Consider the following 25,670-nt stretch of genomic DNA (forward strand, 5'->3'; position numbering starts at 1 on the left):
GCGTGGCGCTCAATAGCATCGAAGAACTGGTTGAAGACATCCGCCAAGGCAAGATGGTCATCCTGATGGATGACGAAGATCGCGAGAACGAAGGCGACATCATCATGGCCGCCGAGGCCTGCAAGCCCGAGCACATCAACTTTATGGCCAAGCACGCCCGTGGGTTGATCTGCATGCCCATGAGCCGCGAGCGCTGCGAGCTGCTCAAGCTGCCGTTGATGGCGCCGCGCAATGGCTCGGGTTTCGGCACCAAGTTCACCGTATCGATTGAAGCGACCACCGGCGTCACCACCGGCATTTCCGCCGCCGACCGTGCGCGCACGGTGCAAGCCGCTGCGGCCAAAGACGCCAAGGCCGAAGACATTGTGAGCCCCGGCCACATTTTCCCGCTGATGGCCCAACCGGGCGGCACCCTTGCTCGCGCCGGCCACACTGAAGCCGCCTGCGACCTGGCGCGCATGGCCGGTTTTGAACCGAGCGGCGTGATCTGCGAAGTCATGAACGACGACGGCACCATGGCCCGTCGCGCCGAACTCGAGGCGTTTGCGGCCGAACACGGCCTCAAGATCGGCACCATTGCCGACCTGATTCACTACCGCATGATCCACGAACGTACCGTTCAGCGGATTGCCGAGCAGCCGCTGGACAGCGAACTGGGCCAATTCAATTTGGTGACCTACCGTGATTCAGTCGAAGGCGACGTGCACATGGCCCTCACTTTGGGGAATATTTGCGCCGAAGAGCCGACCCTGGTGCGTGTGCATAACATGGATCCGCTGCGCGACCTGCTGATGGTCAAGCAGCCGGGCCGCTGGAGCCTGCGCGCCGCCATGGCCGCGGTTTCCGAGGCTGGCAGTGGTGTAGTGCTGTTGCTCGGCAACCCGGTGGATGGCGACGTATTGCTCGCGCATATTCGTGAAACCGCCGAGCACACCCAGGTCAAAACACCGACCACCTACAGCATCGTCGGTGCCGGTTCGCAGATCCTGCGCGACCTCGGTGTGCGCAAAATGCGCCTGATGAGCGCACCGATGAAATTTAATGCGATATCCGGATTCGACCTGGAAGTTGTAGAATACGTGCCCTCCGAATAAAGGCCGGCGTTTTCTGCCCCTTGTTCGCGGTTAAATCATCACTGAGGGACGCACTTTTCGCGTCCCGGCTCTTTAAGAGATTTGTCGAATGACCCTGAAGACCATCGAAGGTACCTTCATCGCCCCCAAAGGCCGCTATGCCCTGGTGGTTGGCCGCTTCAACAGCTTCGTGGTTGAAAGCCTGGTAAGCGGTGCCGTGGATGCCCTGGTTCGCCACGGTGTGAGCGAGAGCGACATCACTATCATCCGCGCCCCTGGCGCCTTCGAAATTCCACTGGTTGCGCAAAAAGTTGCGCAGCAGGGTGAATACGCGGCGATCATCGCCCTGGGCGCGGTCATTCGTGGCGGTACTCCGCACTTCGAATACGTGGCTGGCGAATGCACCAAGGGCCTGGCCCAGGTGTCCATGGAGTTCGGTGTGCCAGTCGCTTTCGGCGTACTGACCGTTGACTCCATCGAACAAGCCATCGAGCGTTCCGGCACCAAGGCCGGTAACAAGGGCGCTGAAGCTGCCTTGTCCGCCCTGGAAATGGTCAGCCTGCTGTCGCAGTTGGAGGCCAAGTGATTTCCGACGAGAGCGATCGTTTTAACCCACGTGACGAGCGTCCAGCCGACGCCGGCAAGCCTTCGAAAAGCGAAAAACGCCGTGCTGCCCGTCAGCTCGCCACCCAAGCGCTGTACCAGCGCCACATGGCGGGTACTTCGCTGAACGAAATCGAAGCGCAATTTCGCGTCGATAACGACTTCACGTTTGCCGACCAGAGCTATTTCCACGACATCCTGCACGGTGTTCCGGCCAACCTGACCGAGATCGACACCGCGCTGGCCCCGTGCCTTGACCTGACCATCGAAGAGCTCGACCCGGTTGAACTGGCTGTGTTGCGCCTGTCCACCTGGGAACTGCTCAAGCGCGTCGACGTACCGTACCGCGTGGTGATCAACGAAGGTATCGAACTGGCGAAAGTCTACGGTTCGACCGACGGCCACAAGTTCGTCAACGGCGTGCTCGACAAGCTGGCCCCGCGCCTGCGTGAAGCCGAAGTGAAGGAACACAAGCGCTAAGTCGCTTGAGTCCCGAATGGGTGAGTTCGAGCTGATCCGCAACTACTTCGCCGCCGCGCCCTGTGCGCAGGGCGGTGAAGGTATTGCCCTGGGGATCGGCGACGACTGCGCCTTGCTGGCGCTCCCCGTAGGGGAGCAACTGGCAATCTCCACCGATACGCTGGTGGCCGGCGTGCACTTTGCCGACCCCTGCGACCCGTTCCTGCTCGGCCAGCGCTCGTTGGCCGTGGCAGTCAGCGACCTGGCCGCCATGGGCGCCCATCCTCTGGCCTTCACCCTCGCACTCACTACGCCAACCGTCGATGCCAATTGGCTGCAACGCTATGCCCAGGGTTTGAACGCCATGGCGCAGAGCTGCGGTGTGGGCCTGGTGGGCGGCGATACCACGCGCGGGCCGCTGAGCCTGACCCTGACCGTGTTTGGCCGAGTGCCGGCCGGGCAGGCGTTGGTTCGCAGCGGTGCGCAGCCGGGTGACTTACTGTGTGTGGGCGGGGAGTTGGGTAACGCTGCCGGTGCTTTGCCGCTGGTATTGGGGCAACGCACGGCGGACGCGGCTATCGCTGATCCGCTCCTCGCCCATTACTGGTCACCGCAACCGCAATTGGCGCTGGGCCTCGCGCTTCGGGGTAAGGCCACGTCTGCGATGGACATCTCCGACGGCCTGCTGGCCGATTGTGGGCATATCGCCAAGGCATCGTCTGTCAGTCTGGTCATTGAGCGTGAGACGCTGCCGTTATCCCAGGCGTTGCTGGCGTTTGTCGGCGATGATGAGGCTCGCGTGGCGGCATTGAGCGGGGGCGACGACTATGTGTTGGCATTCACCCTGCCACCGGCCGAGCTGGCGCCGTTATTGGCGGGCGGCTGGCCCGTCCACGTAATCGGCCGGGTCGAGGCCGGGCAGGGCGTGACGCTGCTCGACGCCGCCGGGCAAGACATCACGCCAGCCGTGCGCGGCTATCAGCATTTTCGCGACACGCCGTAAGCGGCAGACCTGCGCTACCCTCTATACGGTTCCCCCCGTGCAGGAGGTTGTCACCATGGGTGTGCGCCGTTGGCTGCTGATCGTGTTGTGCGCTCTTGCACCCCAGGTTCTGGCGGATGAAGCACCGGTACCTGGCAAGATCATGCTGGCCAGTGAGCAATGGAACGACTTCACCAACAAAGATGGCCGCGGCCTGGCTTGGGATGTGTTGCGGCAGGTCTTCGAGCCGGTGGGCATTACCGTGCAAACCCGCAGCGTGCCCTATACCCGTTCGGTCGGCCTGGCCCAGCGTGGCGAGGTGGATGGCTGGGTCGGTTCCTATCGCGATGAGGCCAGCGGCGTGCTGTACCCGCACTGGAATTTCGATTCCGACCACATCTACGCCCTCGGGCTGGCTGCCACACCTGCGCCGAGCATCGCCACGCTGGGCAATTATCGCTTGGCCTGGGTGCGCGGCTACAAGTACGAGGAATACCTGCCGAATGTGCGCCGCTTCAACCCGATAGAACGTCGGAGTGGCATCCTGCCGATGCTGCAACACGGCCGCGCCGACTTCTATATTGATGCCCTCACTGAAGCCAAATACGTGCTCAGCCAGTCGGATGACCCGGCGCAATTCAAGCTCACTCATATAGCCGAACTGCCGCTCTACATCGGCTTTGCCGACACCGACCGAGGCCGGGCGCTGATGGGTGTGTATGAACATCGCATGGCTGTGCTGGTAAAGAGCGGCGAGCTGAAACCGATTTTCGCGCACTGGAAGCAGCCGTACCCGTTCTGACCTGCATAGAACCAGGACGAAGGCCAATCGAACCGATTGATCTTTATCAGCGATAATTCAGCTTAAGCGTCTGTAGGAACCTGCTGTTACAATGACGCCCTCTGTGAAATCTGAAATCAGGAGCACACGGTGCCCGTCGTTTTCGTCGCCGCTTCCAAGCTGCCTACCCCCTTTGCCACGTTCACCATGAACGGCTTTCTCGAAGAAGCCACCGGCCGCGAGCACGTTGTGCTCAGCCTGGGGGCTATCGACGACGGCGCGCCGGTGCTGGGCCGCGTCCATTCCGAGTGCCTGACCGGCGATGCCTTGTTCAGCCAACGCTGCGACTGTGGCTCGCAACTGGAAGCGGCCATGCGCGCCATCGCCCGTGAAGGCCGCGGTGTTCTGCTGTACTTGCGTCAGGAAGGCCGTGGCATTGGCCTGATGAACAAGATCCGCGCCTACGAGCTGCAAGACGGCGGCGCCGACACCGTCGAAGCCAACGAACGCCTGGGCTTTGCCGCCGACCAGCGTGACTACGCAATCTGCCTGCCGATGCTTGAGCATTTGGGCGTCAAATCCCTGCGTTTGATGACCAATAACCCGCGCAAGGTCAAAGCCTTGACCGAGATGGGCATCACCGTGGCCGAGCGCGTGCCGCTGCACACCGGGCAAAACCCGCATAACAAACTCTACCTGGCGACCAAAGCCAGCAAGCTCGACCACATGATGGGCAACGAGCATCAGGGCGAGGTCGACCGCGCGTGACCCGCGGCCAGGTAAAACGGCGACTGTCCTTCAACTGGTGGCAGTACCTGGCCCTGGCATTGCTCCCGCTGTTCGTGCTCAACCTGGTGTTTGGCCAGGCCCAATCCCTGCTTCCCGTGTTGGCCATGCCGTTCTTTATTGCCGGCGTGGCCTCGATGTTTCTGAGCCTGCGTTATTTTCATGGCTATAAACACGCATTGATCGCCACTTCCAAAGCTTTAGATACGCCCGAAGAACCGGCTGCCTGGATTACCCTCGCGGCTCGTCGGCGTGCGGCGTTGCTGGTGGCCGCCTTACCCGCCTGGATCGGCGCGCTGGCGGTATTCGTGGGGCTGGAAGCGGTGCCGCTGTGTCTGCTGGCGCTATCGACGCTGGTGCTGTTTTACCTCTACCGCATCCCGCGCCAGCTGGGATGAGGCGCTATTGGCTGGCGGTTCTGCTGGCATTCAGTGCACAGGTGTTGGCGGTCGAGCGGGTCGTCAGCCTGGCGCCGTCCCTGTCTGAAATCGTGGTCGAACTGGGCGCCGCCGACGTGCTGGTGGGCGTGCTCGACGGTGGCGAACGACCGGCGGCATTGGCGCAGGTGCCATCGGTTGGGCAGTACGGCCAACTCAATATGGAGCGCCTGCTCAGCCTCAAGCCCGACCTTATTCTGCTCTGGCCCGGCAGTGTCGGCTCGGCCCAGCGCGAACAGTTGCAGCGCCTGAACATCCCCGTCTATGTGGCCGAACCCCATAGCCTTGAGCAACTGACGGCCCAGGTCCAAGCCATCGCTCAACAACTGGGCCGCGAAGCGGCGGGGCGCACGCTGGCCGCTCAGTTACGCCAACGCCTGGCCGAACTGCGCCAGCGCTATCAGCGCACCGAGCCGTTGCGCGTGTTTTACCAGGTGTGGAACCAGCCGCTGTACACCGTCGGCGGCGGGCAGATCATCAGTGATGCCTTGGAAGTGTGCGGCGCACGCAATGTGTTTGCCGACCTCAAGCTGCCCGCGCCGCAGGTCAGCGTCGAGTCAGTGTTGCAGCGTAACCCCCAGCTGATCCTGGCCGGTGATCAGGCGCAACTCGACGAGTGGAAGGCCTGGCCTCAGATAGCGGCGGTGGCTGAAGGTCGTTTGCAGGTCGTGCCCGATAAGGGGCTGGAGCGGCCCAGTGGGCAGATGGTCGAGGCCATTGCGAAGCTCTGTCAGGCAATGGCTGCCCAGCGCTGAGAGTCGCTGTGTTGTCGTCTGCTGCGGTGCGATTAGTCTGTCAAAACCATCGGATTTTGCCAGGCGATCTGCCCGCCTGTGAGTGCTAGTTTCGCGGCTCTCACATTCGAGCTGATCAAGGACACATCATGCGTTATCTATTGGCGATGGCCGGCGCGGCTTTCGCATTGGCGCTTATAAGCGGGTGCGATATTTCCCAACGAATTTCCGAACTCAGGACATTTGGTAATCACCCTGTGGTGGACAGGGTCACCTCGGAGGAGGTGGACAGCACCCGACAAGACCTCCTCAATATCCAGAAGCCTGCGAAAATCACCTCGATCCGTGGCGGCACCTCCCAGTGCTTTGATTACGCGTTGGAGCGCGACGGTAAAAGAGCCGATTATTTCGTCTCGTTCACCTCTCAAGGTTGGGCAAATGCCTGGGGCTACTCAACGTGCAGCAAGGAGGTGGCAGCAGGCAGCCTGTCGTCTAACGAGCGAATCAAGAGGCCGTACTGATCATTGATAGTGCGCGCCGGCGTTACAGTTCCGGCGTCCAGGTCACGCCAAACAACAGCGCCCGGCCTTCTTCCCGGTAGCCATATTGCTGGCCTTGATACTGATACAGCGCCCGGCTGTAGTCTTTGTTCAGCAGGTTATCGACCTTCATGTTCAGCGTGATTTCACGGTTCACGGCCCAGCTGGCGCGAAGCCCCAGCAACCCGTAACCGCCCAACCGTTGCTGGTTCTTCGGGTCATCGTAGCTGCTGCTCACCGCTTGCCAACTGGCGCCGACGCCAAACTGATCGAATTGGCGATCCAGATCCAGGCTCACCGTGCGTCTGGCGCGGCGTGCCAAGGTACGCCCGGTGTCGCGGTCGCGTGGGTCGATCAACGCCAGCCCAAGGCTGCCCTGCCAACCGAACAGCTCTTGCTTGAGCGCGGCTTCAAAACCATTGATGCGGGCCGAGCTGACGTTCTGCGGGCCGTCGCTGCCGAACACGATGGCGTCCTGAATATCGGTGCGGTACAGCGAGGCTTCCAGGCGGCTGGTGTCGCTGAGCTGGCTGCGCCACTGCAGTTCATAGCTTTTGGAGGTTTCGGGTTTCAGGTTCGGGTTGGCGTTTTTAAAGCCGTATTCGTCCGGGTAGTAAAGGTCGTTGAAGGTCGGTGCGCGGAAGCCTTCGCTGTAACTGAACAACAGGTCGTTGTCCGGGTTCACCGGCAGGGTCAGGGTGCCGCTCCAGCTGGTGTGACCGCCGAACTGTTGGTTCTGGTCGCGGCGCAGGCCCAGCTCGGTGGAAAAATACTGCGCTTCAAAGCGGTGCTGGATAAATGCGGCACGGTTCCAGCGGCTGTCTTCGGCGAGCACTGTGCTGCTGTTGACCCGGTCTTCGTACCAATCGCCACCCAGGATCAGGCTGTTCTGGTCATTGAGGGTCAAGTCGTTCTGCCAGTTCAGCGAGTCGCGGTAGGTGTTGAATACGCTGCGGTCGTCGCTGAGTTTATCCAGGGTCTTTTCGCGGTTTTCACTGTGGCCCAGCTCCAGGCGAGACTTCCACGCATCGTTGAGGCGCGCGTCGACATAACTGCTGACGCTGCTGACGGTGAAGTCTGTATAGGGTTGTTGCTGGAAGCTCTGGTAAGTGAGCGAGTCATAGCGACCAAAAGGGTTGTCGAATTCGCTTTTGCCACGGTTATCCAGCACGTTCACGCCCGCGTCGATGTCATCGTTAAAGGCATGGCTCAGGCTCAAACTGATGGCTTGGTCGCGATAAGCATCGTGGTCGCCATCGCTCGGGTAGGACGTGTGTGTGCGGTTGATCCCGGCGGTGTCATCCAGGCTGGCGCCGAGGCTGAAGCGGGTTTGCTGGTCGCCGCCGGACAGTCCAAGGCTGCGCTCCCACGTCTGGTTACTGCCAAAACCCACATGCAGGCGCGGTTGCAGGCCCGAGTCGGTGTTGCGCCGGGTGAAGATCTGAATCACCCCGCCAATCGCATCGCTGCCGTAGATCGCCGAGCGCGAACCGCGCAGCACCTCTACGCGCTCGATCTGGTCGATGTTGAGGTACTGCAGGTTACTGGTGCCGGTGGTGGAGCTGCTGATGCGCTGGCCATCCACCAACACCAGGCTCTGGGCGGTAGAGGTGCCACGCACATACACGTTGGTCACGCTTCCACGGCCGCCACTTTGCGCCACCTGCACGCCAGGCACACGGCTGAGCAAGTCGCTCACGCTGGTGGGCTGCAAGCGGTCGATGTCGTCGCGGGTGAACACGCTGTTGGCGGCGCTGCTGTCGTTACGCGCCTGCACCTGGCGGTTGGCGCTGATCACCACGTCGGAGAGTTTGAGGGCGTCGTCGCGCTCGAAGCTGTCGGCCAGCACGGCAGTGGCGGGGAGCAGCAGCAGGGGCAGGGCAAAGCGAAGGCGATTCATGGGCTGTCCATAGCATTGAGCAGCAATACAAAACCAATGTGGGAGCTGGCTTGCCTGCGATGCGGCCACCTCGGTTTTTCAGTAAGACCGAGGTGATGCTATCGCAGGCAAGCCAGCTCCCACATGTTATTGGTGTTTACAGGCCCAGCAGCGCCATGCGCGTGCGCACCGAAGCCTCGATTCCGGCCTCGTCCAAGCCACACTCGGCCAGCATTTGCGCCGGTTTGGCGTGTTCCACATACACATCCGGCAGGCCCAGGTGCAACACCGACTTGAGGATGTTCTCTCGCGCCAGGAACTCACTGACTGCCGCGCCAGCACCGCCCATGATGGCGTTTTCTTCGATGGTCACCAGCAGTTCATGGCTGGCGGCGATTTCACGCACCAAGGCCTCATCCAGCGGTTTGACGAAGCGCATGTCGACCACGGTGGCGTCGATTTTCTCGGCGACCTTCAGGGCTTCGGCCAATTGCACGCCAAACACCAGAAACGCGGTTTTGCTGCCCTGGCGACGTACGATGCCTTTGCCAATCTCGATCGGCTCCAGGTCTTTTTCGATCAGCGCATTCGGGCCGTTGCCGCGCGGGTAGCGCACGGCGGCCGGGCCGTTATACAGGTGGCCGGTGCTGAGCATCTTGCGCAGTTCGTTTTCATCGCTCGGAGTCATCACCAGCATGCCGGGGATGCAACGCAGGTAAGACAAGTCGAAGCTGCCTGCGTGAGTCGGGCCGTCTTCGCCGACCAAACCGGCGCGGTCGATGGCGAACAACACGTCAAGGTTCTGCACCGCAACATCGTGAACAAGCTGGTCATAGCCGCGTTGCAGGAAGGTGGAGTAGATCGCCACTACCGGCTTGGCGCCTTCACAGGCCATGCCGGCGGCGAAGGTCACCGCGTGTTGTTCGGCAATGGCCACGTCGAAGTAGCGCAGCGGGAAACGCTCGCTGAATGCCACCAGGTCGGAGCCTTCCTTCATCGCCGGGGTAATACCCACCAGGCGCGGGTCGGCGGCGGCCATGTCACACAGCCACTCGCCAAACACGCCGGAATACTTCGGCCCGCTGGCTTTTTTTGGCGCAGCGGCGGGCGCATCCACAGGTTCAAGCTTGGTAATGGCGTGGTAACCAATCGGGTCGACTTCCGCCGGAGCGAAGCCTTTGCCTTTTTTGGTGACGATATGCAGGAACTGCGGGCCCTTGAGGTCACGCATGTTGCGCAGCGTGGCGATCAGGGTCGGCAGGTCATGGCCGTCGATCGGGCCGATATAGTTCCAGCCCAGCTCTTCAAACAGGGTGCCAGGCACCAGCATGCCCTTGGCATATTCTTCGGTACGCCGGGCAATTTCCCACGCGCCGGGCAGGCGCGAGAGCACTTTCTTGCTGCCTTCGCGCATGCTGGCGTAGGTGCGGCTCGAAAGAATTTTTGCCAGGTAATTGGACAGACCACCCACATTGCGCGAAATCGACATGTCGTTGTCGTTGAGGATCACCAACATATTGGCGTCCACTTCCGGCGCGTGGTTCAGTGCTTCAAAGGCCATGCCGGCGGTCAGCGCGCCATCACCGATCACCGCGATCGCCTTGCGGTCGCTGCCTTGCAGGCGGGCGGCAATTGCCATGCCCAGCGCGGCGCTGATGGAGGTGCTGGAGTGGCCGACGCCAAAGGTGTCGTACTCGCTTTCGGAGCGGCGCGGGAAGGCGGCCAAGCCGTCCTTCTGGCGCAGGCTGCCCATGCGCTCGCGGCGGCCCGTGAGGATTTTATGCGGATACGCCTGATGGCCCACGTCCCACACCAGCCGGTCGTCCGGGGTGTCGAACACGTAGTGCAAGGCGATGGTCAGCTCGATGACGCCCAGCCCGGCACCGAAATGTCCACCGGTCTGGCCGACCGTGTAGAGCAATTCCAGGCGCAACTCATCGGCCAGGGTTTCCAGCTCGGCTTCACCCAGTCGACGCAGGCCAACCGGCGTGACAGCACGGTCGAGTAGGGGCGTGGACGGGCGCTTGCGGGGAATCTCTTGAAACGTCGTGGGCATCAGGCGAATCGTTATAGGTATAGAAGAGGCGGCAGTTTACCTCAAGCGGTGCAAACTGCCCACGCAGGGCGCTGAACTTGGCCGATATGCGGCGCGAAAGGCCGCGGTTATCAGTGGCGGCGTTCGACGATATACCGCGCCAGGTCACGCAGTGGCTCGGCCGCCGCGTCGAAAGGTCGCAGGGCGTCCAGGGCCTGGTCGCGCAGTTCCAGGGCGTAAGCCTTGGCGGCTTCAAGACCCAGCAACGCCGGGTAAGTCGGTTTGTCCCGGGCGATATCCGCGCCTTGGCGTTTGCCCAGGGTGGCGGTGTCACTTTCCACGTCGAGGATGTCGTCCTGTACCTGGAACGCCAGGCCGATGGCCCGGGAATAGGTCTGCAGGGCCGCCAACTGCGCAGCTTCGGCGCGGCCACTGGCCAAGGCGCCCAGGTGCACGGCGGCTTCGATCAGCGCGCCGGTCTTGTGGCGGTGCATATGTTCGAGGGCTTTCTGGTCGAGCTTGAGGCTGACCGAACCCATGTCGATGGCCTGCCCGCCGACCATGCCGGCCGGGCCTGCGGCCACGGCCAGGGCCGTGACCATGCGCAGGCTGATCTCGGCATTCACGCTGTTCAGGCGCGGGTCCAGCAAGGCACTGAATGCCAGGCTCTGCAGGCCGTCACCGGCGAGGATCGCGTAGGCTTCGTCAAAGGCTTTATGGGTGGTGGGCTGGCCGCGACGCAGATCGTCGTCGTCCATGGCCGGCAAATCGTCATGCACCAGCGAATAGGCATGAATCAGCTCAACCGCACACGCCGCACCATTGGCCTGCTCGGCCGGCGCGCCCAGGGCTTCACAGGCCGCATACGCCAGCAACGGGCGCACACGCTTGCCGCCATTCATCACGCTGTAGCGCATGGCTTCATACAAGCGCTGCATTTGCGGGCCTGGCGCCACGAACAAGGGTTCGAGCGCCGCGTTGACCCGGGCTTGGCTGCTGGCCTGATACGCGTCGATCATTCGGGCTGTTCCGCATCGAAAGGTTCTTCGGCCAACTCCCCGTCACGCTCCAGCAATACCTGAACCTTCTGCTCCGCCTGCGCCAGCGCGCTCTGGCAGTCGCGCGTCAGGCCGATGCCTTGCTCAAACGCCGTCAACGAGTCTTCCAGCGACAACTCGCCGTTCTCCAGACGCTCAACCAGGGTTTGCAGGTCGGCGAGGGATTGTTCGAAATCGAGTGCAACTTTTTTGCGGGCCATGGCGGCTAATCCGGTAGACGGTAAACCGGCGCGACACTAGCAGACATGGGGATTCTGGGCAAATGAGCGGGGTGGTTCAGTTGCCCGTTTCAGGGATTTGATAGCGCGTACTGCGGCCTGCGCCGGGCAAACGTGCCAGGCAGCCTTTTTCCAGCAGATAAGCCAGATGCCGTGTCGCCGTTGCCTTGGACACCTTCGCTACGGCCTGGTATTGCGCTGCACTGATGCCCTGCTCAAAACCTTTCTCACCACCATCGAGCAAGCGGTTGAGTACTTTGATCTGTTCAACGGAAAGAGAAAGGTCATGGTGCTGTTGCCAGAACCGGGTCTTGTCCAGCACCCGATCAATCCGCGCCATGGCTTGCTGCAGGCTGCGCAGCAGGGTCTTGAGGAACCATTGCAACCAGTCGGTGATGTCCAGCGTGGCCTTTTGGCTGGTCTCTAACGCGTGGTAGTACCCAGCGCGGTCCTCAAGAATGCTGGCTGACAGGGCATAAAAGCGAATGGCCTGATGTTCGCCCTGGGCCAGCGCCAAGTCAGTAATTGCGCGGGTCAGGCGGCCATTACCGTCATCAAACGGGTGCAGCGTCACAAACCAGAAGTGCGCAACGCCTGCGCGTACCAGCGGGTCCAGTTCAGGCTGATCGCGGCTGGACTCAAACCATTCGAGGAAATCATCCACTGCCTGCTCCAGGCCCTGGCGTGGTGGGGCTTCGAAGTGCACGGTCGGCCAATCAAGTCGACCTGACACCACCTGCATGGGCTCATCGCCCCTCAAGCCCCCGATATTGAGCATGCGTGCAGTGATGCCGGCTTCCGGCTCAGGGAACAACCATTGATGCCAATTCAATAAGCGAGCGAGGGTGAACGGCTGGGCGAATTGCGCGGTGGCATCCATCATCAATTCGGCAAGCCCTTCGCTGCGGCGGCTGACTTGGCCATCTTCCTTCGCCTCCAGGCCCAAGCGTCGCGCCAATGAAGAGCGCACAGAGCCCACATTCAACTGCTCGCCCTCGATGGCCGACGACGTCAGGATGTTTTGCAGCAGTGCATCCAGTTCATTCTGCGCGCTCGTCGCCTGGCTGACGGAGCCGAGCATGCCCAGCAACTTGCCTTGGGCCTGCCCGCATTCACGCAGCAGGGCCGCAAGGTGCCCAGGCTGCCAGTGGAAGTGCGGCCAGTCGGTGTGTTGCCAGATCCAGTACGGTTGGTCCATGGAAGTGTGCCTGGGTGTGTGAGCCGAATAAGAAGATTATTCGGCTCATATAGTGAGCCGATTGTGCATTTTATTCGGCTCGTCGTCCACTTGCGCTGACTGCCTATGTCCGGTTGGCGACGAGCTTGGTTGGCTGTTCATCGCAATGCTTTGCCTAGCAGGGATTCGGTGCATTGAGCCATTGCCTCCAGTTCAAGCAACCCCGCTTGCATCTTTTGCAGCTCCGCGATTTGCGCAGTGAGTTCCTGCTGTTTGATGGCGATGGCCTGAGCCGCCCGCTCCCAAAGCCGAGCATCGCCTTGGCTGCCGTGCAAAATTCCCTGCAACTCCTTGAGCTTGAACCCCAACTGCTGGGCGCATTTGATCAGCGTCAGCAACTCGACACTCTGCGCCGAGTACACCCGATAACGGCCCATACGCTGCGGCGCTGGCAACAGGCCAATCGCTTCATAATGGCGAATCGCCTTGATGGTTGTGCCCGACAACTGCGCGGCTTTGCCGATGTACATGAAAATTCCCTTTTTCAAAGAGTGCGCCGACCTGTTTCAGCCACGTGTCGCGCTGCGTCGCCGTGGATCCCAGTACGGGTCCGAACATCAAGGTCTTGGTCGGCTTGATGCCGCAAAAGGCCAGAGTCGTGCTGCGCATTTGATGAATGCCCGGCATGCGATAGACCCAGCGGTAATACCACGGCGGCGTGTCCAGGGTCACCAACAAATGGGCGGTGCGGCCCTGCAGCAGCTTATCCGGGAATGCCTTGCCCTTGCGGTACTTAAAGGCAAAGCCGGGTAGGAAAATGCGGTCGATGAAGCCTTTCATCAATGCCGGGATGCCACCCCACCAGATCGGGAAAACCCACGCCAGATGAGTCGCCCAGAGGATATCGGCTTGAGCGCTGAGCAAATCCGGTTCCAAGGCTTGGGGCAGGGTGTAGCCGTTATGCAGGACCGGGTCGAAAGCCAGTTCGCCTAGCCGTAGGACGCGGACCTCGTGGCCGGCGATTGTAGCCGCGTGAATGTAGGTGTCAGCCACGGCTGAGCAGAAACTGGTGCTGGAGGGGTGGCCGAGAATGAGCAGGATGCGCTGAGTCATGGTGCCGGAGCCTGAAAGTGGGGCTTTCAGGGTAGGGTGTGCCGTAAAGGGGAGATTCAAGGCTTGGCCCAGCGATGCATTGATTTGCAAGGGCCAGCAGGACGTTTCTGTGATCTGTGCAAGGCCCTTCCTGAACGGTGCGCGGCCCCTTGTGAGCGTAAAAACCACTGACTAGCCTGTGCCGTTCCAGTCAAGAGTGAAACGGGCATGAGCGAAACCTCTATCGGCTTGATCGCACCTCCTGTGGGCTACAGCGACTGGCTGAGCGACCTTAAACTGCGCATCCATACGGCCCAGCAGCGAGCGACGCTGGCGGTGAACCGCGAACTGGTGCTGCTTTACTGGCAGATCGGCCACGATATTCTGACCCGCCAGGCGGCGCAGGGTTGGGGCAGCAAGGTGGTTGATCGCCTTGCCCAAGACTTGCGCGCGGCCTTTCCCAAGATGAAGGGGTTTTCGCCGCGCAACCTCAAATATATGCGCGCTTTTGCCGAAGCGTGGCCGAATGCCGAATTTGTGCAACAGGCTGCTGCACAATTGCCGTGGGGCCACAATGTGGTGCTTCTGGACAAACTGCCCGGCCCCGAAACGCGCCGGTGGTACATCGCCCAGGCAATCGAACACAACTGGTCACGTAACACCCTCGTGATGCACATCGAGCATCGCCTGCTGGAGCGCAGTGGCAAGGCCGTCAGCAATTTTGAACACCATTTGCCCAAACCCCAATCCGACCTGGCGCGCGAATCGCTCAAGGATCCTTATCGTTTCGACTTTCTCAGCCTGGCTTTGGATGCACAGGAACGCGATATAGAAAACGCGTTAATCAAGCACGTCACCGACTTCCTGCTTGAACTGGGCGCCGGTTTCGCCTTTGTCGGGCAGCAGGTGTTGCTGGATGTTGGCGGTGATGAGTTTTTCGTCGACCTGTTGTTCTATCACCTGAAGCTGCGCTGCTACGTGGTGATCGAACTCAAGGCCGGTAAATTCAAGCCTGAACACCTCGGTAAGCTGAGTTTTTACCTGTCAGCAGTGGATGCCCAGCTTAAACACCCGCAGGACGGGCCCACCATCGGCCTGTTGTTGTGCAAGAGCAAAAATGAAGTGGTGGCTGAATACGCATTGCGCGACAACAACCGACCGATCGGCGTGGCGCACTATCAGTTGGTGGAATCCTTACCGGCAGAGCTACAAACAAGTTTGCCAAGCATTGAGCAGATTGAGCGGGAGCTGGCGGGGTGCATTCAACCGTGACAGCTTGCCGTTCAGGGCACGTTGCAGTGGATGGCTGGATAAAGCGGGCGCTTTTCTTCTTTCCCGTATCCATGTCCGCACCGGTGAGAAAAAAATCTCACGCGTGAGCTATTGAGCATTGCAAAAATTGCCTGTAGATTTTCTCACGCGTGAGATTTTCACAGCGAGGCCAGTACCATGAAAAGCAGCTCTCCATCGAGCCCGCCAGCAGAGCCCGATACCGATTCAGCAAGCCGCAAGGGAGAGCGCTTGAAACCGCCGGTTAAAAAGCCGTCGAGCTTTTACATGAAGCAGATGCGCGCGGGGCTGGCGGCCGCCGGTTATGTGAAACACGAGACTTGGGTGCTTCCCGAAAACCGAAGCCTGCTCAAGCAAATGGAGAAACAGCTTCGCCAACCGATTCTGGCTGGCTCATTCATGTCGGAGAATTTCATGAGCGCAGGTACCAACTGGAACATCGACCGCCTCTTCAGCGCGCTGCAAGCCCTGGACGAAGTGGTCGCCAAAGACATTACGCTTTCTCTGGTTCAAGGCTCCGAGTCCAGCATCAAGCTGGAAATGAACGACTTCGGTGGCTTGCCGATTTACATCGCGGTGGTGGGCGAGCAGATCATCGTCGACACCGTGCTGGTCGACGTCGAGTCGATCAACGACGTAACGGCCTTCAATGACGCCGTGCTGCGCAGCCGGGAAATGTTCCCGTTGTCGTCGATCGGCATCGAGTCCATGCCGAACGGCCAGGTTGTTTACAACATGTTTGGTGCGCTGAGTTCCGACTCCAGCCTGACCAACATCGTGACCGAGGTGAAAACCCTGGTCGATAACGTGCAGCGCGCCAGCGAAGCCTTCGAACGTTTCTTCAATTAAGTATTCGGGAGTATCCAATGACTCAGTCCATCTGGAGCAAATTGTTCACCGCGCTGCGTGGCGGTGCCAGCGAAGTCGGCGAATCGATCGTCGACCAACAGGCCCTGCGCATCCTTGATCAGGAAATTCGCGACGCCGACACCGCCTTGGCCAACGCCAAGCGGGAGCTGGTGAGCATTATGGCCAAGCACAAACTGGCGGCCGATCGCGTGGGCGAGTACGACGCCAAGATCAAAGACCTGGAATCCAAGGCGATGGCCGCTATTCAGGCCAACCGTGAAGACCTGGCCCTGGAAGTGGCCGAAGCCATTTCGACCCTGACCAACGAACGTGACGCCGAGCAAAAGCAGACCGCCGAGTTCGGTGGTTACGCCGACAGCATGCGCAAGGACATCACCAAGGCCGAAAGCCGGATCAAAAGCCTGCGCCAGCAAGTGGACATGGCCAAGGCTCGCGAAAGCGTGCAAAAGGCCCAGGTCAGCGCTTCCATCGCCAGCGGCGGCGCCAACGGCAAGCTGGAAACTGCGGTGGGTACGCTTAATCGCCTGCAAGCCAAACAGCAGCAACGTGCCGCTGAACTGCAAGCCCAGGATGAACTGGCCGAGGCATCGACCGGTACTGACCTGGAACGCAAACTGCGCGACGCCGGCATCACGCCGGACACTGGCAGCGCCAATGCGATTCTGGAACGTCTGAAGCAAAAGTCGGCCGAGTAAACAACGCCGAAGCAGGTCTGCCCTAAAGCCGGACAGTTAAGTGAGTGAAATGCTCAAGGCAGCGAAGATCAAATGTGGGGGCGGGCTTGCTCGCGAAGGCGTCGGCCCGGCAAACATAGGTGTTGGCTGACCCACCGCTTTCGCGAGCAAGCCCGCTCCCACAGGAGGCTTGCGCTTAACCGACCGGCATTAAGGTCTGCCCATCTTTTTTACTTCGAGGTCTGGATGGACGCCCTGAAGGGTTTCAAGACAATCGCAAGCCTGGCCGTGTTCATGGTCGCGCTGCAACTGCTCAATGTCGCCACCGGTTACAGCCTCATGGCGTTCGGGCTGGTCCCGAGGACCGTGCAGGGCCTGTTCGGCATCCTCACCTCGCCGTTTCTGCACGCCTCCTTTGCCCACCTGAGCGCAAACCTGATTGCCTTTGTGGTGCTGGGCACCCTGGTCATGGTCGAAGGGCTCAACCGGTTCGTCACCGTCAGCGCGATCATTATCCTGCTGGGCGGTTCGTTGGTCTGGCTGTTCGGGTTCAGCGGCGTACACGTCGGTGCCAGCGGCTGGGTCTTTGGGCTATGGGCCTACCTCTTGTCGCGCGCCTGGTTCCACAGGAGCTGGAGCAACCTGATAGTCGCCGCTGTCGTGGCGGTGTTTTATGGCGGATTGATCATGGGCTTTCTGCCGCGCCAGGGTATTTCCTTCGAAGGGCATCTGTTTGGTGCGCTCGCCGGATTTATTGCTGCCAAGGTACTTCTCTCAACACCGCGCAGCAGGTTTAATGCCGGGTGAACGCACTTGAGCATCCAGACGCCGAGGCGATGACGTCATCAGGATTCAAGTACCCAGGGAGCCAGGGACGAAATGTCGATTTTCCTTTTGTTGCGCATGTACGCTTCCTCCCTCTTTCACCGCTTCGGCTGGGCAGGCTTGATCGTTGCCCTGGGCGTACACCTGAGCACGGCTTACCTGGGCCTGGTGCTTCTGGGCGAGCAACACCTCACCGCCCTCGCCACGTTTATCTACTTCTATCTCACCACCACGCTCACCGTCGGCTACGGCGACCTCGCCCCGCAGACCTCGGCAGGGCGCATTTTCGTGGCGACCTGGGTGATGCTCGGCGGCATTGCGCTGCTAACGGCGGCCATCGGCAAAACCACCAGCAGTGTTATCGATGCATGGAGAAAAGGCATGAAGGGCAAAGGTGATTTCACCGGCAAGGTCGGTCATACGGTACTCATCGGCTGGGAAGGCGCGTCCAGTGAGCGGGTCATCGAGTTGTTGCTGCAAGATGAAACCTCGAACGACAACCTGATCGTGATTTGCGATTGCACCCTCGAAGAAAACCCGATGCCGGGCAAAGCCGCGTTCATCCGTGGTGAAAGCCTGTCCTCCACCGCGTTATTGCTGCGCGCCGGTGTGCCCGGTGCCGAGCGTGTGCTGGTGCGAACCCCGTCTGACGACCTGACGCTGGCCACGGTGCTGGCGGTGAATCAACTGAGCCCCGTCGGGCATGTGGTCGCCCACTTCAATGAAAGTGAAATTGCCGCACTGGCCAGCTCCTATGCCCCGCGCCTGGAATGCACGTCCAGCATGGCCATCGAAATGCTGGTGCGTGCCTCCCAGGATCCGGGCTCGTCAGTGGTCATCAATGAGCTGCTGTGCGTGGGGCAGGGCGCCACTCAATACCTGATGCGATTGCCCGAGGCCTTTGAAGCCACCTTCGGCGATCTGTACACGCGGATGAAAGAACACCACAACGCCACCCTCATCGGCTATCGCGCCAAAGGTGCGCAGCAACCGTCGATCAACCCGCCCAGTGCCACGCGCGTTGAAGGCGGCGAGCTCTTCTACATTGCCTCCACCCGCCTCAAGGAAATCTCCAATGGGATGGTTTAAACAGTTGATGGGGCTCGAGGCCCCGAACGCGAATCCACAATCGAACCGGCCTGCCGCCGAGCCCGTGCCGACCACCGGGCCGCTGGGCCTGGCGCCGGGCAAAGGCGTGATGTTCGACACCACCCTTAAATTGTTGCTCGATGGGAAAACCTCGGTGGTGATCCCAGGCTCCCAGGAAATCTGGAGTAACGGCACCGTCGACCTCGGGCAGTCGACCTGGCTGTCACGCTATTACATGAACGACGAAGATTACTGGCTGCAGGTGCACACCACCGGCGACATCGCCGGGCAGGTCGAGTCGGTGATCCTGTTCAACTACTTGAGCTACGTCACCGTCAGCAGCGAAGCGGAACTGCGCAGGCTGGCAGGCCCCCAGAGTTTGATCGGGTTGCCGACCTTCACTCACAACGGCGTCGAATACACCCGTGTGTGGGGCAGCGAAGCCGGGCAGACCGAATTGGTGGCGATGAGCGAGCGCGTGATAAACCCGGAAGACGCCTACAACGTCGAGCACCGTTCGATGCTGTACGCCCGCGAAACCGGCCTGACCGATCGCCGCGAGTTCCTGCTGTTTTCCGTCGAAGAGGATGCCGAGGGTGGCATCAGCCTGAGCACGTCGCTGGGCATTTCGCTGTACACAACCGACCTGACCGCGCTCTAAAAAAAGGAAGCCGTCCATGCTAGAAGCTCTCTCCATCTCCCTGAACAAAGCCGCTGTGCTCGGTTTTGTCATCTACATCCTGGGGGCTGCGGTGTTGTTCGCGCTGTTCCAGTTCATCTACACCCGCATCACCCCGCACAAGGAGTTCGAACTGATCCGCGCCGGCAACGTTTCGGCGGCGGTGGCCCTGGGTGGCGCGATCATTGGCTTCGCCATTCCGGCCAGCAACGTGATCGCCTACTCCATCAGTCTGCTGGATTTTGTCGTCTGGTCGGTGATCGCGGCCGTCGTTCAGTTGCTGGCGTTTCTGCTGACCAGCCTGGTGCTCAAAGGCACGTCCGAGCGCATCAAAAACGGCGAAGTCGCGGCCGGCATCTACGTGGCCGCCGTCGCCATCAGCGTCGGCATGCTGAACGCCGCGTGCATGACGCCCACCCAGTACTGATTGCGCACGGAGCTCTCGATGAAACGAAGCAAGTACGTCCAGCTTTCGCTGGCAGCGTCGGTCGCCATGGCGATATCCGGCTGCGGGCCGACGGAAAAAACCTACGATCTGCAAAAGAAGTACAACTTCCAGTCGGTCCAGCAATGCGCCGATGAAAAGCTGCCGGTAGACGTCTGCTCGGACGCCTACATGACCGCCATGGCCGAGCACCGCCGCATCGCGCCGGTGTACGACAGCCAGACCGATTGCGACGCCGACTTTGTCGCCGACTGGTGCCAGCAAGACTCCACCGGCAAGTTCATCCCAAGGCTGGGCGGTTTCGAACTGACCGCCGAAGGCCAGGTAACCCAATCCCAGGTCGACGCGGCCAATGCCCAGGTGGCCGGCTCGCAAGCCAACAGCGGCGGCTCAGGTTTCTCCACCAGCAGCCTGCTCACCGGCCTCTTGATCGGCAACATGCTCAGCAACAATCGCAACAGCTACCGCTCCGAGCCGGTGTACCGCTACCGCGATGATCGTGGCAATTACGGCAACTCGACGCTCAACCAGCGTGTCTCCAACGGGGCGACCTTTGGCCGTTCCAACCAGGCCCGGTACGGCAGCAGCAACTACTCCAATACGCTGCGCTCCTCCAGCAAGCCGGTGAACGTCGCGTCGTCCACCTCCCGTGGCGGTTTTGGCAGCAAAGCCAGCGCCCGTAGCGGCTGGGGCGGCGGTGGGTCGAGCAGTTAAGGAAGCCAGTTCATGAAGAAGATCCACTGCGCAGAACGTCATGACTGGAAACAGACCGCCGACAGCCTCGGCTTCCTGTTCCATACCATCGACGGCGAACCCTACTGGGACGAAAGCGCGTACTACCAGTTCACGCTCGAACAAATCGAGCGCGACCTCGAAGACCCGACCACCGAGATCCATGACATGTGCATGGACCTCGTGGCCCGCGTGGTGCAAAACGAGGAACTGCTGGAGCGCCTGAGCATTCCCGCGCCGTTCTTCGACATGATCCGCACCTCGTGGCTCGAAGGCCACCCGCACCTGTACGGGCGCATGGACTTCTCCTACAACGGCAGCGGGCCAGCCAAACTGCTCGAACTCAACTACGACACACCCACCAGCCTCTACGAAGCGGCGGCGTTTCAGTGGGGCTGGCTGGAACAATGCATCGAACGCGGCCTGCTGCCCAAGCACGCCGACCAGTTCAACAGCATCGACACCAAGCTGCATCAAGCCTTCGCCCAATTGCAGCTTAACCAGCCGTTCTACTTCGCCTCGATGAAAGACTCGATCGAAGATAAAGGCACCACCGACTACCTGCGCCTGGTCGCCGAAAAAGTTGGTATCGAATCCCGCCACATCGACATCGAAGACATCGGCCTCACCAGCGAAGGCCGCTTCGTCGACCTTGAGGATCGCTGGATTCCCCACCTGTTCAAACTGCACGCCTGGGAATTCATCTTCCACGAACCCTTCGGCGCCGCGATTGCCCAGAGCGACACGCAGTTTTTCGAGCCCGCGTGGAAAGCCATCCTCTCCAACAAAGGCATCCTGCCGCTGCTATGGGAGTTCAATAAGGGCCACCCGAACCTGCTCGCCTCCCACCTGGACACCGACCCCGGAAAAGCCGTGCCCAAAGGCTGGGTGCGCAAACCGTTCTTCTCCCGCGAAGGCGCCAACATCGAACTGCAAACCGCCGACGGCCTGATTGTAAAAGAAGACGGCCCCTACACGGACGCGCCGTTCATCCTTCAGGAATTCGCGCCGCTGCCACGCTTTGGCGACAGCTACACACTGATCGGCTCCTGGGTCATCGCTGACCAAGCCGCAGGCATCGGCGTGCGCGAAGACAATAGCCTGATCACCAAGGACTCAAGCCGGTTTCTACCGCACCTTATCCTTGACTGAACCACCCCAATCGCAACGCAGCAAAGACCAAATGTGGGAGCGGGCTTGCCCGCGATGACGGTAGGTCAGTCACCGAATGTAGTGACTGATTCACCGCCATCGCGGGCAAGCCCGCTCCCACAATTTTTAGGGGGGAGAAACGCTCAATCTCAACCCTGACGCGCCGCCAGCACCGAATAGCTGTTCATCAAATTGCGATAGTTAGGAATCCGCTGCGACAACAAATTCCCCAGCCCCTCGATATCGTTGCGCCAGTCACCCTGCAACTCACACGCCACCGAAAACCAATTCATCATCTGCGCCCCCGCCTGCACCATCCGGCTCCACGCCGCCTGCTGCACCGTCGTATTAAACGTGCCCGACGCATCCGTCACCACAAACACCTCAAACCCCTCCGCCAGCGCCGACAACGTCGGGAACGTCACACACACATCCGTCACCACACCCGCAATAATGATCTGCTTACGCCCAGTCGCCTTGACCGCCTTGACGAAATCCTCGTTGTCCCACGCATTGATCTGACCAGGGCGAGCGATATACGGCGCCTGCGGGAACATCTCCTTCAATTCCGGCACCAACGGGCCGTTGGGGCCTTGCTCGAAACTGGTGGTGAGAATGGTCGGCAAGTTGAAGAACTTGGCGACGTCCGCCAGGGCCAGCACGTTGTTCTTGAACTCGTTGGGGGAAAAGTCCTGCACCAGCGAGATGAGGCCGGTTTGGTGGTCGATCAGCAGAACAATGGCGTCGTCTTTGTTCAAGCGGCTAAGGGTTGGCGTGCTCATGGTTGAAGTCCTTTTTTGGTTGGGTGGGTTTGGCGTTGCGTTCAACATGGGCACAGATTAATGGGTGGGTGGCGGGGGATAAATCGGGCAGGGTAGGTAATACTGTCAACTAAAAGGTGACAATGGTTGGATGGCCAGCAGTACGGATCCCTTTCATTTGCAGGACGTTTCCTAGAGAATCCCAGCCGCTTGCGTCAGCAAAATCTCGCGACTAGGCTGCGTTCCGTCACTGCTTTTTCAGTGATCGGGTTTAGTCGCCCGGATTCGATTGGCGCATAAGCAATTCATGAGTCAGGCACCCCTTCGCCTGCATCTTATGGTGGCTGTGCGCAGGGCACCTCCGGGTGCGCCGGGTTCCCAATCGACCGGTCGACTAACCTGCGTACAGCTGCCGCCTTTCGTTTAGTCGCGGATCTTGGCAGCTCCAAATTATCGATTGGAGTTTTGCTATGGATAACGTTGTTTCGGATTTGCCCTCATCGGCTGCGACCAAGCCTTTTACTGTTAATGAAGAACTGAGCTTTGAAGATGCCTGGGTGCGCGTGGCCGAGCTGCTGCAGTGTGCGGTGGCTACGTCGCAGGCGCTTGGTGAACCGCTGGGTGCGCCGCACAGGGCGGCGATGCATTTGGTGGAGATGGCGAAGATGGTGGCGGACCGGGCTGTGGAGTGTATGCAGCCGAAGTAATACAAGTCGCCTGCTCTTGCGCTTGAAGTGCAGGCGACGCTCCCGGTCCATAATTTATACGAGCTTGTCGTTTCGTGATCGGGGAATGCATTTTCCGGCCAGCGTCTCCGTCGCAATATTCATGTCGTCATTTGTGTGTTTTCGCGACACGTCTTGCCATCATGTCTTTGCTGGCGACATATCCAATCGTTCCTCGCAAGTTTAGGCAGTAGCCTGCTGCCAATTGCGCATGCCTCCAGAATGATGTGCGACGGTGATAGAGTCGTGAAAAGCTATTTCATAGAGGATGCAGTAATTGCCTATAAAAACGGATGTTTGGACCGTGGGTGTGGCACCGAGCAAGCTCCCACTGAGCCAGTTGGTCAGTGAGCAGTTGCTTGAAAATATGATCCTCAATTCGCCAGGCATTCTCTCAGACGAGTGGATGCTCATAGGTAAACAAGAAAAAACCAGCTCAGGTGGGCGCATTGACCTGTTGGCAATCGCTCCAGACGGAAACCTCGTACTGGTTGAGCTCAAACGCGACCGCACCCCTCGTGACGTTGTCGCCCAAACGCTCGATTACGCGGCTTGGGTTCAGGGTTTGCAACCCAATGAAATCGGCGCGATTTACGAGCGCTTCAGGCCAGGAAATACCCTCTACGCTGACTTTCAAGCCCGTTTTGGACGCGTCTTGGACGACGATGAACTCAATCAAAGCCACCAACTGGTCATCGTTGCAACAGAGCTAGATGCAAGCAGCGAACGGATTGTTGAATACCTCAGTAAGCGAGATATTCCGATCAACGTGCTGTGCTTTCAGATCTTCCAACTGGGTGAGCAGCAATTGCTTAGCCGATCCTGGCTGCTCGACCCTGTTCAGACGCAAGCGAATGCGGTGTCAACGAGCGAAGGGCATGTCGAACCTTGGAACGGCGAGTTCTATTGCTCGTTTGGAGACTCAAAGTCGCGCTCTTGGGAAGATGCCAGGGAGTATGGATTTATCTCAGGAGGTGGTGGCGCTTGGTACAGCAGAACTTTGCAGCTGCTTTCCCCAGGTGATCGGGTGTGGGTGAATATCCCCCAGCAAGGTTATGTTGGTGTCGGAAGGGTTCGCGGGAAATCGACGCCTGCGAGTGAATTCACCGTGAGTGTCGGAGGCGAGGAGCGCCCGGTGCTCGACGTGGCCAAGCGCGCCAGCTATCACGCTGACTTCATAGATGATGCTGAACGATGTGATTACTTTGTGTCAGTCGAATGGTTGGATACTGTGCCGATTGACCAGGCAGTGCGGGAAACGGGGATGTTTGGTAATCAAAATACGATTTGTCGACCAAGGACGCAGAAGTGGCGGTGGACTGTCGAAAAGTTAAAAGAGGAATTTAGTGATTTTGATGAGGTGGTTGCGAGCATGCTGTAGGAGGGGCGGTGCGCAGCTAGAGGTGTTTTTCTAGCGGATTAAAATTTAAAAAGCCGGCTTGTGGCCGGCTTCTCGGGGACTGCCTCAGCTTGTTTTTGACAAACCTCACCAGCCTTCAAATCGCTCAGCCCACGTCGAGTCGGGCTGAATAGTAGGGGCATCTGCGGGAACTCCTCCGCATCGCCAGGCAGGATAGGTAGCGCAAAGCCACCCCCTGCCAAATGTGGGCGGCATTCTAACCACATTCACCTCATATGCCTACCTCCGGGTCCGATTTAGAGCCTTCCCAGCCCAGCAGGTGTTCGTCCAGTGGGACCGGTCTGCGGTTGTTGAGGGTGGACCACCAGAACACCCAGCCGACGATCTCGAAGTTCTGTTCAAAGCGTTGTTCGTGGGTGAGGTATTCGTCCGGGTGTTCGCCGGCGTTGTGGCTGCGCATGCGCAGGCCGCCGCCGGGGCGGTTGTAGAGGTATTTGATGCGTAGCATGCCGTCGTGTTCGACGGCGTAGATTTCGCCGTCGGTGATTTGGCTGCGGCCTCGGTCGATGGCGAGGGTGGCGCCTTGCTGGATGATGTCGATCATGCTGTTGTCGACCATGTAGGCGCCTACCGCGCGGTCGGGGTTTACGTTGAGGGTTTCGAGGGTGTGCAGGGAGACGCGGATGCGCTCGGTCGAAGTGAACGTGGGGTGGAGGGGAATCTCCACGTCGATTTTTTCCGGGAGACGGACGGGGCCCGTGAGGTACTTGCCGCTTTCTTCGCGGGTGGCGATGCCTTTTCTTGGGTCCGGGCCTTCCAGCAGGAAGTTGGCCGGAGGGTGTTTGAGGCCTTCGCCGGTGCGCAGCCAACGGCTCGAGACGCAGAGCAGTTCTGCGATCTCGTTGAGTCGGCCCATGGGCACGCCGCGCTTGAACCAGTTGTTCACGTGTTGAGGCGTGACACCACGGTTCTTGGCGAAGTCGGAGGCGGAAAGATGAACTTCCCGCAGTAACGCTTTTAGTCGATCACCTGATGTATTCATAAACGCAGAGTTTACTGGCCGGAAAAATACATCAAATAAACTATGCGTTGAGTTTCGCGTGTAGGGATTTGCTTAGTTGTAGTCTGATATTTCAGTTATCTAATCTTATTAAACGTATCGAATTAAACATTGAACTTGGCGTTTAATTTTTCCCACAAAAAAAGCCCCGAATC

29 protein-coding genes are annotated in these 25,670 nt (G+C 59.8%); 20 read left to right on the plus strand and 9 right to left on the minus strand.

The window, feature by feature from the left end:
- The first annotated feature begins 2 nt into the window (after positions 1 to 2).
- The 9 genes from ribBA (at position 3) to ASE80_RS29085 (ending at position 6,376) form a co-directional block, all read left to right on the plus strand.
- Positions 3 to 1,094, plus strand: a complete 1,092-nt coding sequence (gene ribBA / locus ASE80_RS29045) for a bifunctional 3,4-dihydroxy-2-butanone-4-phosphate synthase/GTP cyclohydrolase II (RefSeq protein ID WP_056861917.1) — start codon at positions 3 to 5, stop codon at positions 1,092 to 1,094.
- 88 nt (positions 1,095 to 1,182) lie between these two features.
- Entirely contained in the window at positions 1,183 to 1,659 is a 477-nt protein-coding gene (gene ribH / locus ASE80_RS29050) for a 6,7-dimethyl-8-ribityllumazine synthase (RefSeq protein ID WP_003176356.1), read from the plus strand.
- On the plus strand, positions 1,656 to 2,156 hold the full coding sequence (gene nusB, locus ASE80_RS29055; protein ID WP_056861918.1) for a transcription antitermination factor NusB: 501 nt from the start codon (positions 1,656 to 1,658) through the stop codon (positions 2,154 to 2,156). Before ribH ends, nusB begins: the two co-directional genes overlap by 4 nt.
- A 16-nt stretch (positions 2,157 to 2,172) precedes the next feature.
- Positions 2,173 to 3,138, plus strand: a complete 966-nt coding sequence (gene thiL / locus ASE80_RS29060; protein WP_056861919.1) for a thiamine-phosphate kinase — start codon at positions 2,173 to 2,175, stop codon at positions 3,136 to 3,138.
- A 55-nt stretch (positions 3,139 to 3,193) separates the two neighbouring features.
- Positions 3,194 to 3,919: a substrate-binding periplasmic protein gene (locus ASE80_RS29065; RefSeq protein ID WP_056861920.1), complete on the plus strand. Its 726-nt coding sequence runs from the start codon at positions 3,194 to 3,196 to the stop codon at positions 3,917 to 3,919.
- Positions 3,920 to 4,048: 129 nt separating this feature from the next.
- Positions 4,049 to 4,666, plus strand: coding sequence for a GTP cyclohydrolase II (gene ribA / locus ASE80_RS29070; RefSeq protein ID WP_056861921.1), 618 nt, complete (start codon positions 4,049 to 4,051; stop codon positions 4,664 to 4,666).
- Entirely contained in the window at positions 4,663 to 5,082 is a 420-nt protein-coding gene (locus ASE80_RS29075) for a nuclear FMR1 interacting 1 family protein (RefSeq protein ID WP_056861922.1), read from the plus strand. The genes ribA and ASE80_RS29075 overlap by 4 nt, the downstream gene beginning before the upstream one ends.
- A complete protein-coding gene (locus ASE80_RS29080; RefSeq protein ID WP_056861923.1) occupies positions 5,079 to 5,876 on the plus strand; it encodes a cobalamin-binding protein in 798 nt (265 codons plus the stop codon). Before ASE80_RS29075 ends, ASE80_RS29080 begins: the two co-directional genes overlap by 4 nt.
- Positions 5,877 to 6,004: 128 nt before the next feature.
- Positions 6,005 to 6,376, plus strand: coding sequence for a hypothetical protein (locus ASE80_RS29085; protein ID WP_056861924.1), 372 nt, complete (start codon positions 6,005 to 6,007; stop codon positions 6,374 to 6,376).
- 22 nt (positions 6,377 to 6,398) lie between these two features.
- On the opposite strand, the gene ASE80_RS29090 is transcribed toward ASE80_RS29085, so the two are convergent.
- The 7 genes from ASE80_RS29090 to ASE80_RS29120 all read right to left on the minus strand — a co-directional run bounded on the left by ASE80_RS29090 (position 6,399) and on the right by ASE80_RS29120 (position 13,874).
- Positions 6,399 to 8,294, minus strand: coding sequence for a TonB-dependent receptor domain-containing protein (locus tag ASE80_RS29090; protein WP_056861925.1), 1,896 nt, complete (start codon positions 8,292 to 8,294; stop codon positions 6,399 to 6,401).
- Between the two features lie 136 nt (positions 8,295 to 8,430).
- Positions 8,431 to 10,329 carry a 1-deoxy-D-xylulose-5-phosphate synthase gene (gene dxs, locus ASE80_RS29095; protein ID WP_056861926.1) on the minus strand — a complete coding sequence of 633 codons (1,899 nt, stop codon included), beginning with the start codon at positions 10,327 to 10,329 and terminating at the stop codon, positions 8,431 to 8,433.
- 110 nt (positions 10,330 to 10,439) lie between these two features.
- Positions 10,440 to 11,327, minus strand: a complete 888-nt coding sequence (gene ispA, locus ASE80_RS29100; protein WP_056861927.1) for a (2E,6E)-farnesyl diphosphate synthase — start codon at positions 11,325 to 11,327, stop codon at positions 10,440 to 10,442.
- Positions 11,324 to 11,566, minus strand: coding sequence for an exodeoxyribonuclease VII small subunit (locus tag ASE80_RS29105; protein WP_003176346.1), 243 nt, complete (start codon positions 11,564 to 11,566; stop codon positions 11,324 to 11,326). The genes ispA and ASE80_RS29105 overlap by 4 nt, the downstream gene beginning before the upstream one ends.
- Before the next feature lie 76 nt (positions 11,567 to 11,642).
- Positions 11,643 to 12,782, minus strand: a complete 1,140-nt coding sequence (locus ASE80_RS29110; protein WP_056861928.1) for a Fic family protein — start codon at positions 12,780 to 12,782, stop codon at positions 11,643 to 11,645.
- A gap of 137 nt (positions 12,783 to 12,919) precedes the next feature.
- The gene (locus ASE80_RS29115) at positions 12,920 to 13,291 is read right to left on the minus strand and encodes a MerR family transcriptional regulator (protein ID WP_056861929.1); all 372 of its coding nucleotides are present in this window, start codon (positions 13,289 to 13,291) and stop codon (positions 12,920 to 12,922) included.
- On the minus strand, positions 13,230 to 13,874 hold the full coding sequence (locus ASE80_RS29120) for an NAD(P)H-dependent oxidoreductase (protein WP_056861930.1): 645 nt from the start codon (positions 13,872 to 13,874) through the stop codon (positions 13,230 to 13,232). The genes ASE80_RS29115 and ASE80_RS29120 overlap by 62 nt, the downstream gene beginning before the upstream one ends.
- Before the next feature lie 207 nt (positions 13,875 to 14,081).
- Between ASE80_RS29120 and ASE80_RS29125 the strand changes: the two genes are divergently transcribed.
- From ASE80_RS29125 to ASE80_RS29165, 9 genes are all read left to right on the plus strand, one after another.
- On the plus strand, positions 14,082 to 15,125 hold the full coding sequence (locus tag ASE80_RS29125) for a PDDEXK nuclease domain-containing protein (protein WP_056861931.1): 1,044 nt from the start codon (positions 14,082 to 14,084) through the stop codon (positions 15,123 to 15,125).
- Between the two features lie 285 nt (positions 15,126 to 15,410).
- The gene (locus ASE80_RS29130) at positions 15,411 to 15,992 is read left to right on the plus strand and encodes a YjfI family protein (RefSeq protein ID WP_032865490.1); all 582 of its coding nucleotides are present in this window, start codon (positions 15,411 to 15,413) and stop codon (positions 15,990 to 15,992) included.
- A gap of 17 nt (positions 15,993 to 16,009) precedes the next feature.
- A complete protein-coding gene (locus ASE80_RS29135) occupies positions 16,010 to 16,708 on the plus strand; it encodes a PspA/IM30 family protein (protein ID WP_056861932.1) in 699 nt (232 codons plus the stop codon).
- Positions 16,709 to 16,933: 225 nt separating this feature from the next.
- The gene (locus ASE80_RS29140; RefSeq protein ID WP_056861933.1) at positions 16,934 to 17,494 is read left to right on the plus strand and encodes a rhomboid family intramembrane serine protease; all 561 of its coding nucleotides are present in this window, start codon (positions 16,934 to 16,936) and stop codon (positions 17,492 to 17,494) included.
- Between the two features lie 72 nt (positions 17,495 to 17,566).
- Positions 17,567 to 18,601, plus strand: a complete 1,035-nt coding sequence (locus tag ASE80_RS29145; RefSeq protein WP_056861934.1) for an ion channel — start codon at positions 17,567 to 17,569, stop codon at positions 18,599 to 18,601.
- A complete protein-coding gene (locus tag ASE80_RS29150; RefSeq protein WP_056861935.1) occupies positions 18,588 to 19,262 on the plus strand; it encodes a DUF2491 family protein in 675 nt (224 codons plus the stop codon). Before ASE80_RS29145 ends, ASE80_RS29150 begins: the two co-directional genes overlap by 14 nt.
- A 16-nt stretch (positions 19,263 to 19,278) precedes the next feature.
- Positions 19,279 to 19,707, plus strand: a complete 429-nt coding sequence (locus ASE80_RS29155; protein WP_056861936.1) for a DUF350 domain-containing protein — start codon at positions 19,279 to 19,281, stop codon at positions 19,705 to 19,707.
- 18 nt (positions 19,708 to 19,725) lie between these two features.
- On the plus strand, positions 19,726 to 20,439 hold the full coding sequence (locus ASE80_RS29160; RefSeq protein ID WP_056861937.1) for a DUF1190 domain-containing protein: 714 nt from the start codon (positions 19,726 to 19,728) through the stop codon (positions 20,437 to 20,439).
- A 12-nt stretch (positions 20,440 to 20,451) separates the two neighbouring features.
- Positions 20,452 to 21,609: a glutathionylspermidine synthase family protein gene (locus ASE80_RS29165; RefSeq protein ID WP_056861938.1), complete on the plus strand. Its 1,158-nt coding sequence runs from the start codon at positions 20,452 to 20,454 to the stop codon at positions 21,607 to 21,609.
- Positions 21,610 to 21,758: 149 nt separating this feature from the next.
- On the opposite strand, the gene ycaC is transcribed toward ASE80_RS29165, so the two are convergent.
- Positions 21,759 to 22,391, minus strand: coding sequence for an isochorismate family cysteine hydrolase YcaC (gene ycaC / locus ASE80_RS29170; RefSeq protein ID WP_017136016.1), 633 nt, complete (start codon positions 22,389 to 22,391; stop codon positions 21,759 to 21,761).
- Positions 22,392 to 22,840: 449 nt separating this feature from the next.
- Here ycaC and ASE80_RS29175 point away from each other — a divergent pair, with 449 nt between their 5' ends.
- Both ASE80_RS29175 and ASE80_RS29180 read left to right on the plus strand, forming a co-directional pair.
- On the plus strand, positions 22,841 to 23,077 hold the full coding sequence (locus ASE80_RS29175) for a hypothetical protein (protein WP_056861939.1): 237 nt from the start codon (positions 22,841 to 22,843) through the stop codon (positions 23,075 to 23,077).
- Between the two features lie 295 nt (positions 23,078 to 23,372).
- A complete protein-coding gene (locus ASE80_RS29180) occupies positions 23,373 to 24,476 on the plus strand; it encodes a nuclease (RefSeq protein ID WP_056861940.1) in 1,104 nt (367 codons plus the stop codon).
- Positions 24,477 to 24,726: 250 nt separating this feature from the next.
- Here ASE80_RS29180 and ASE80_RS29185 read toward each other — a convergent pair whose 3' ends face one another.
- Entirely contained in the window at positions 24,727 to 25,497 is a 771-nt protein-coding gene (locus tag ASE80_RS29185; protein ID WP_056861941.1) for a LexA family transcriptional regulator, read from the minus strand.
- Between the last annotated feature and the right edge of the window lie 173 nt (positions 25,498 to 25,670).

It is taken from the genome of Pseudomonas sp. Leaf15 (assembly GCF_001421425.1).
GTDB lineage: Bacteria > Pseudomonadota > Gammaproteobacteria > Pseudomonadales > Pseudomonadaceae > Aquipseudomonas > Aquipseudomonas salomonii.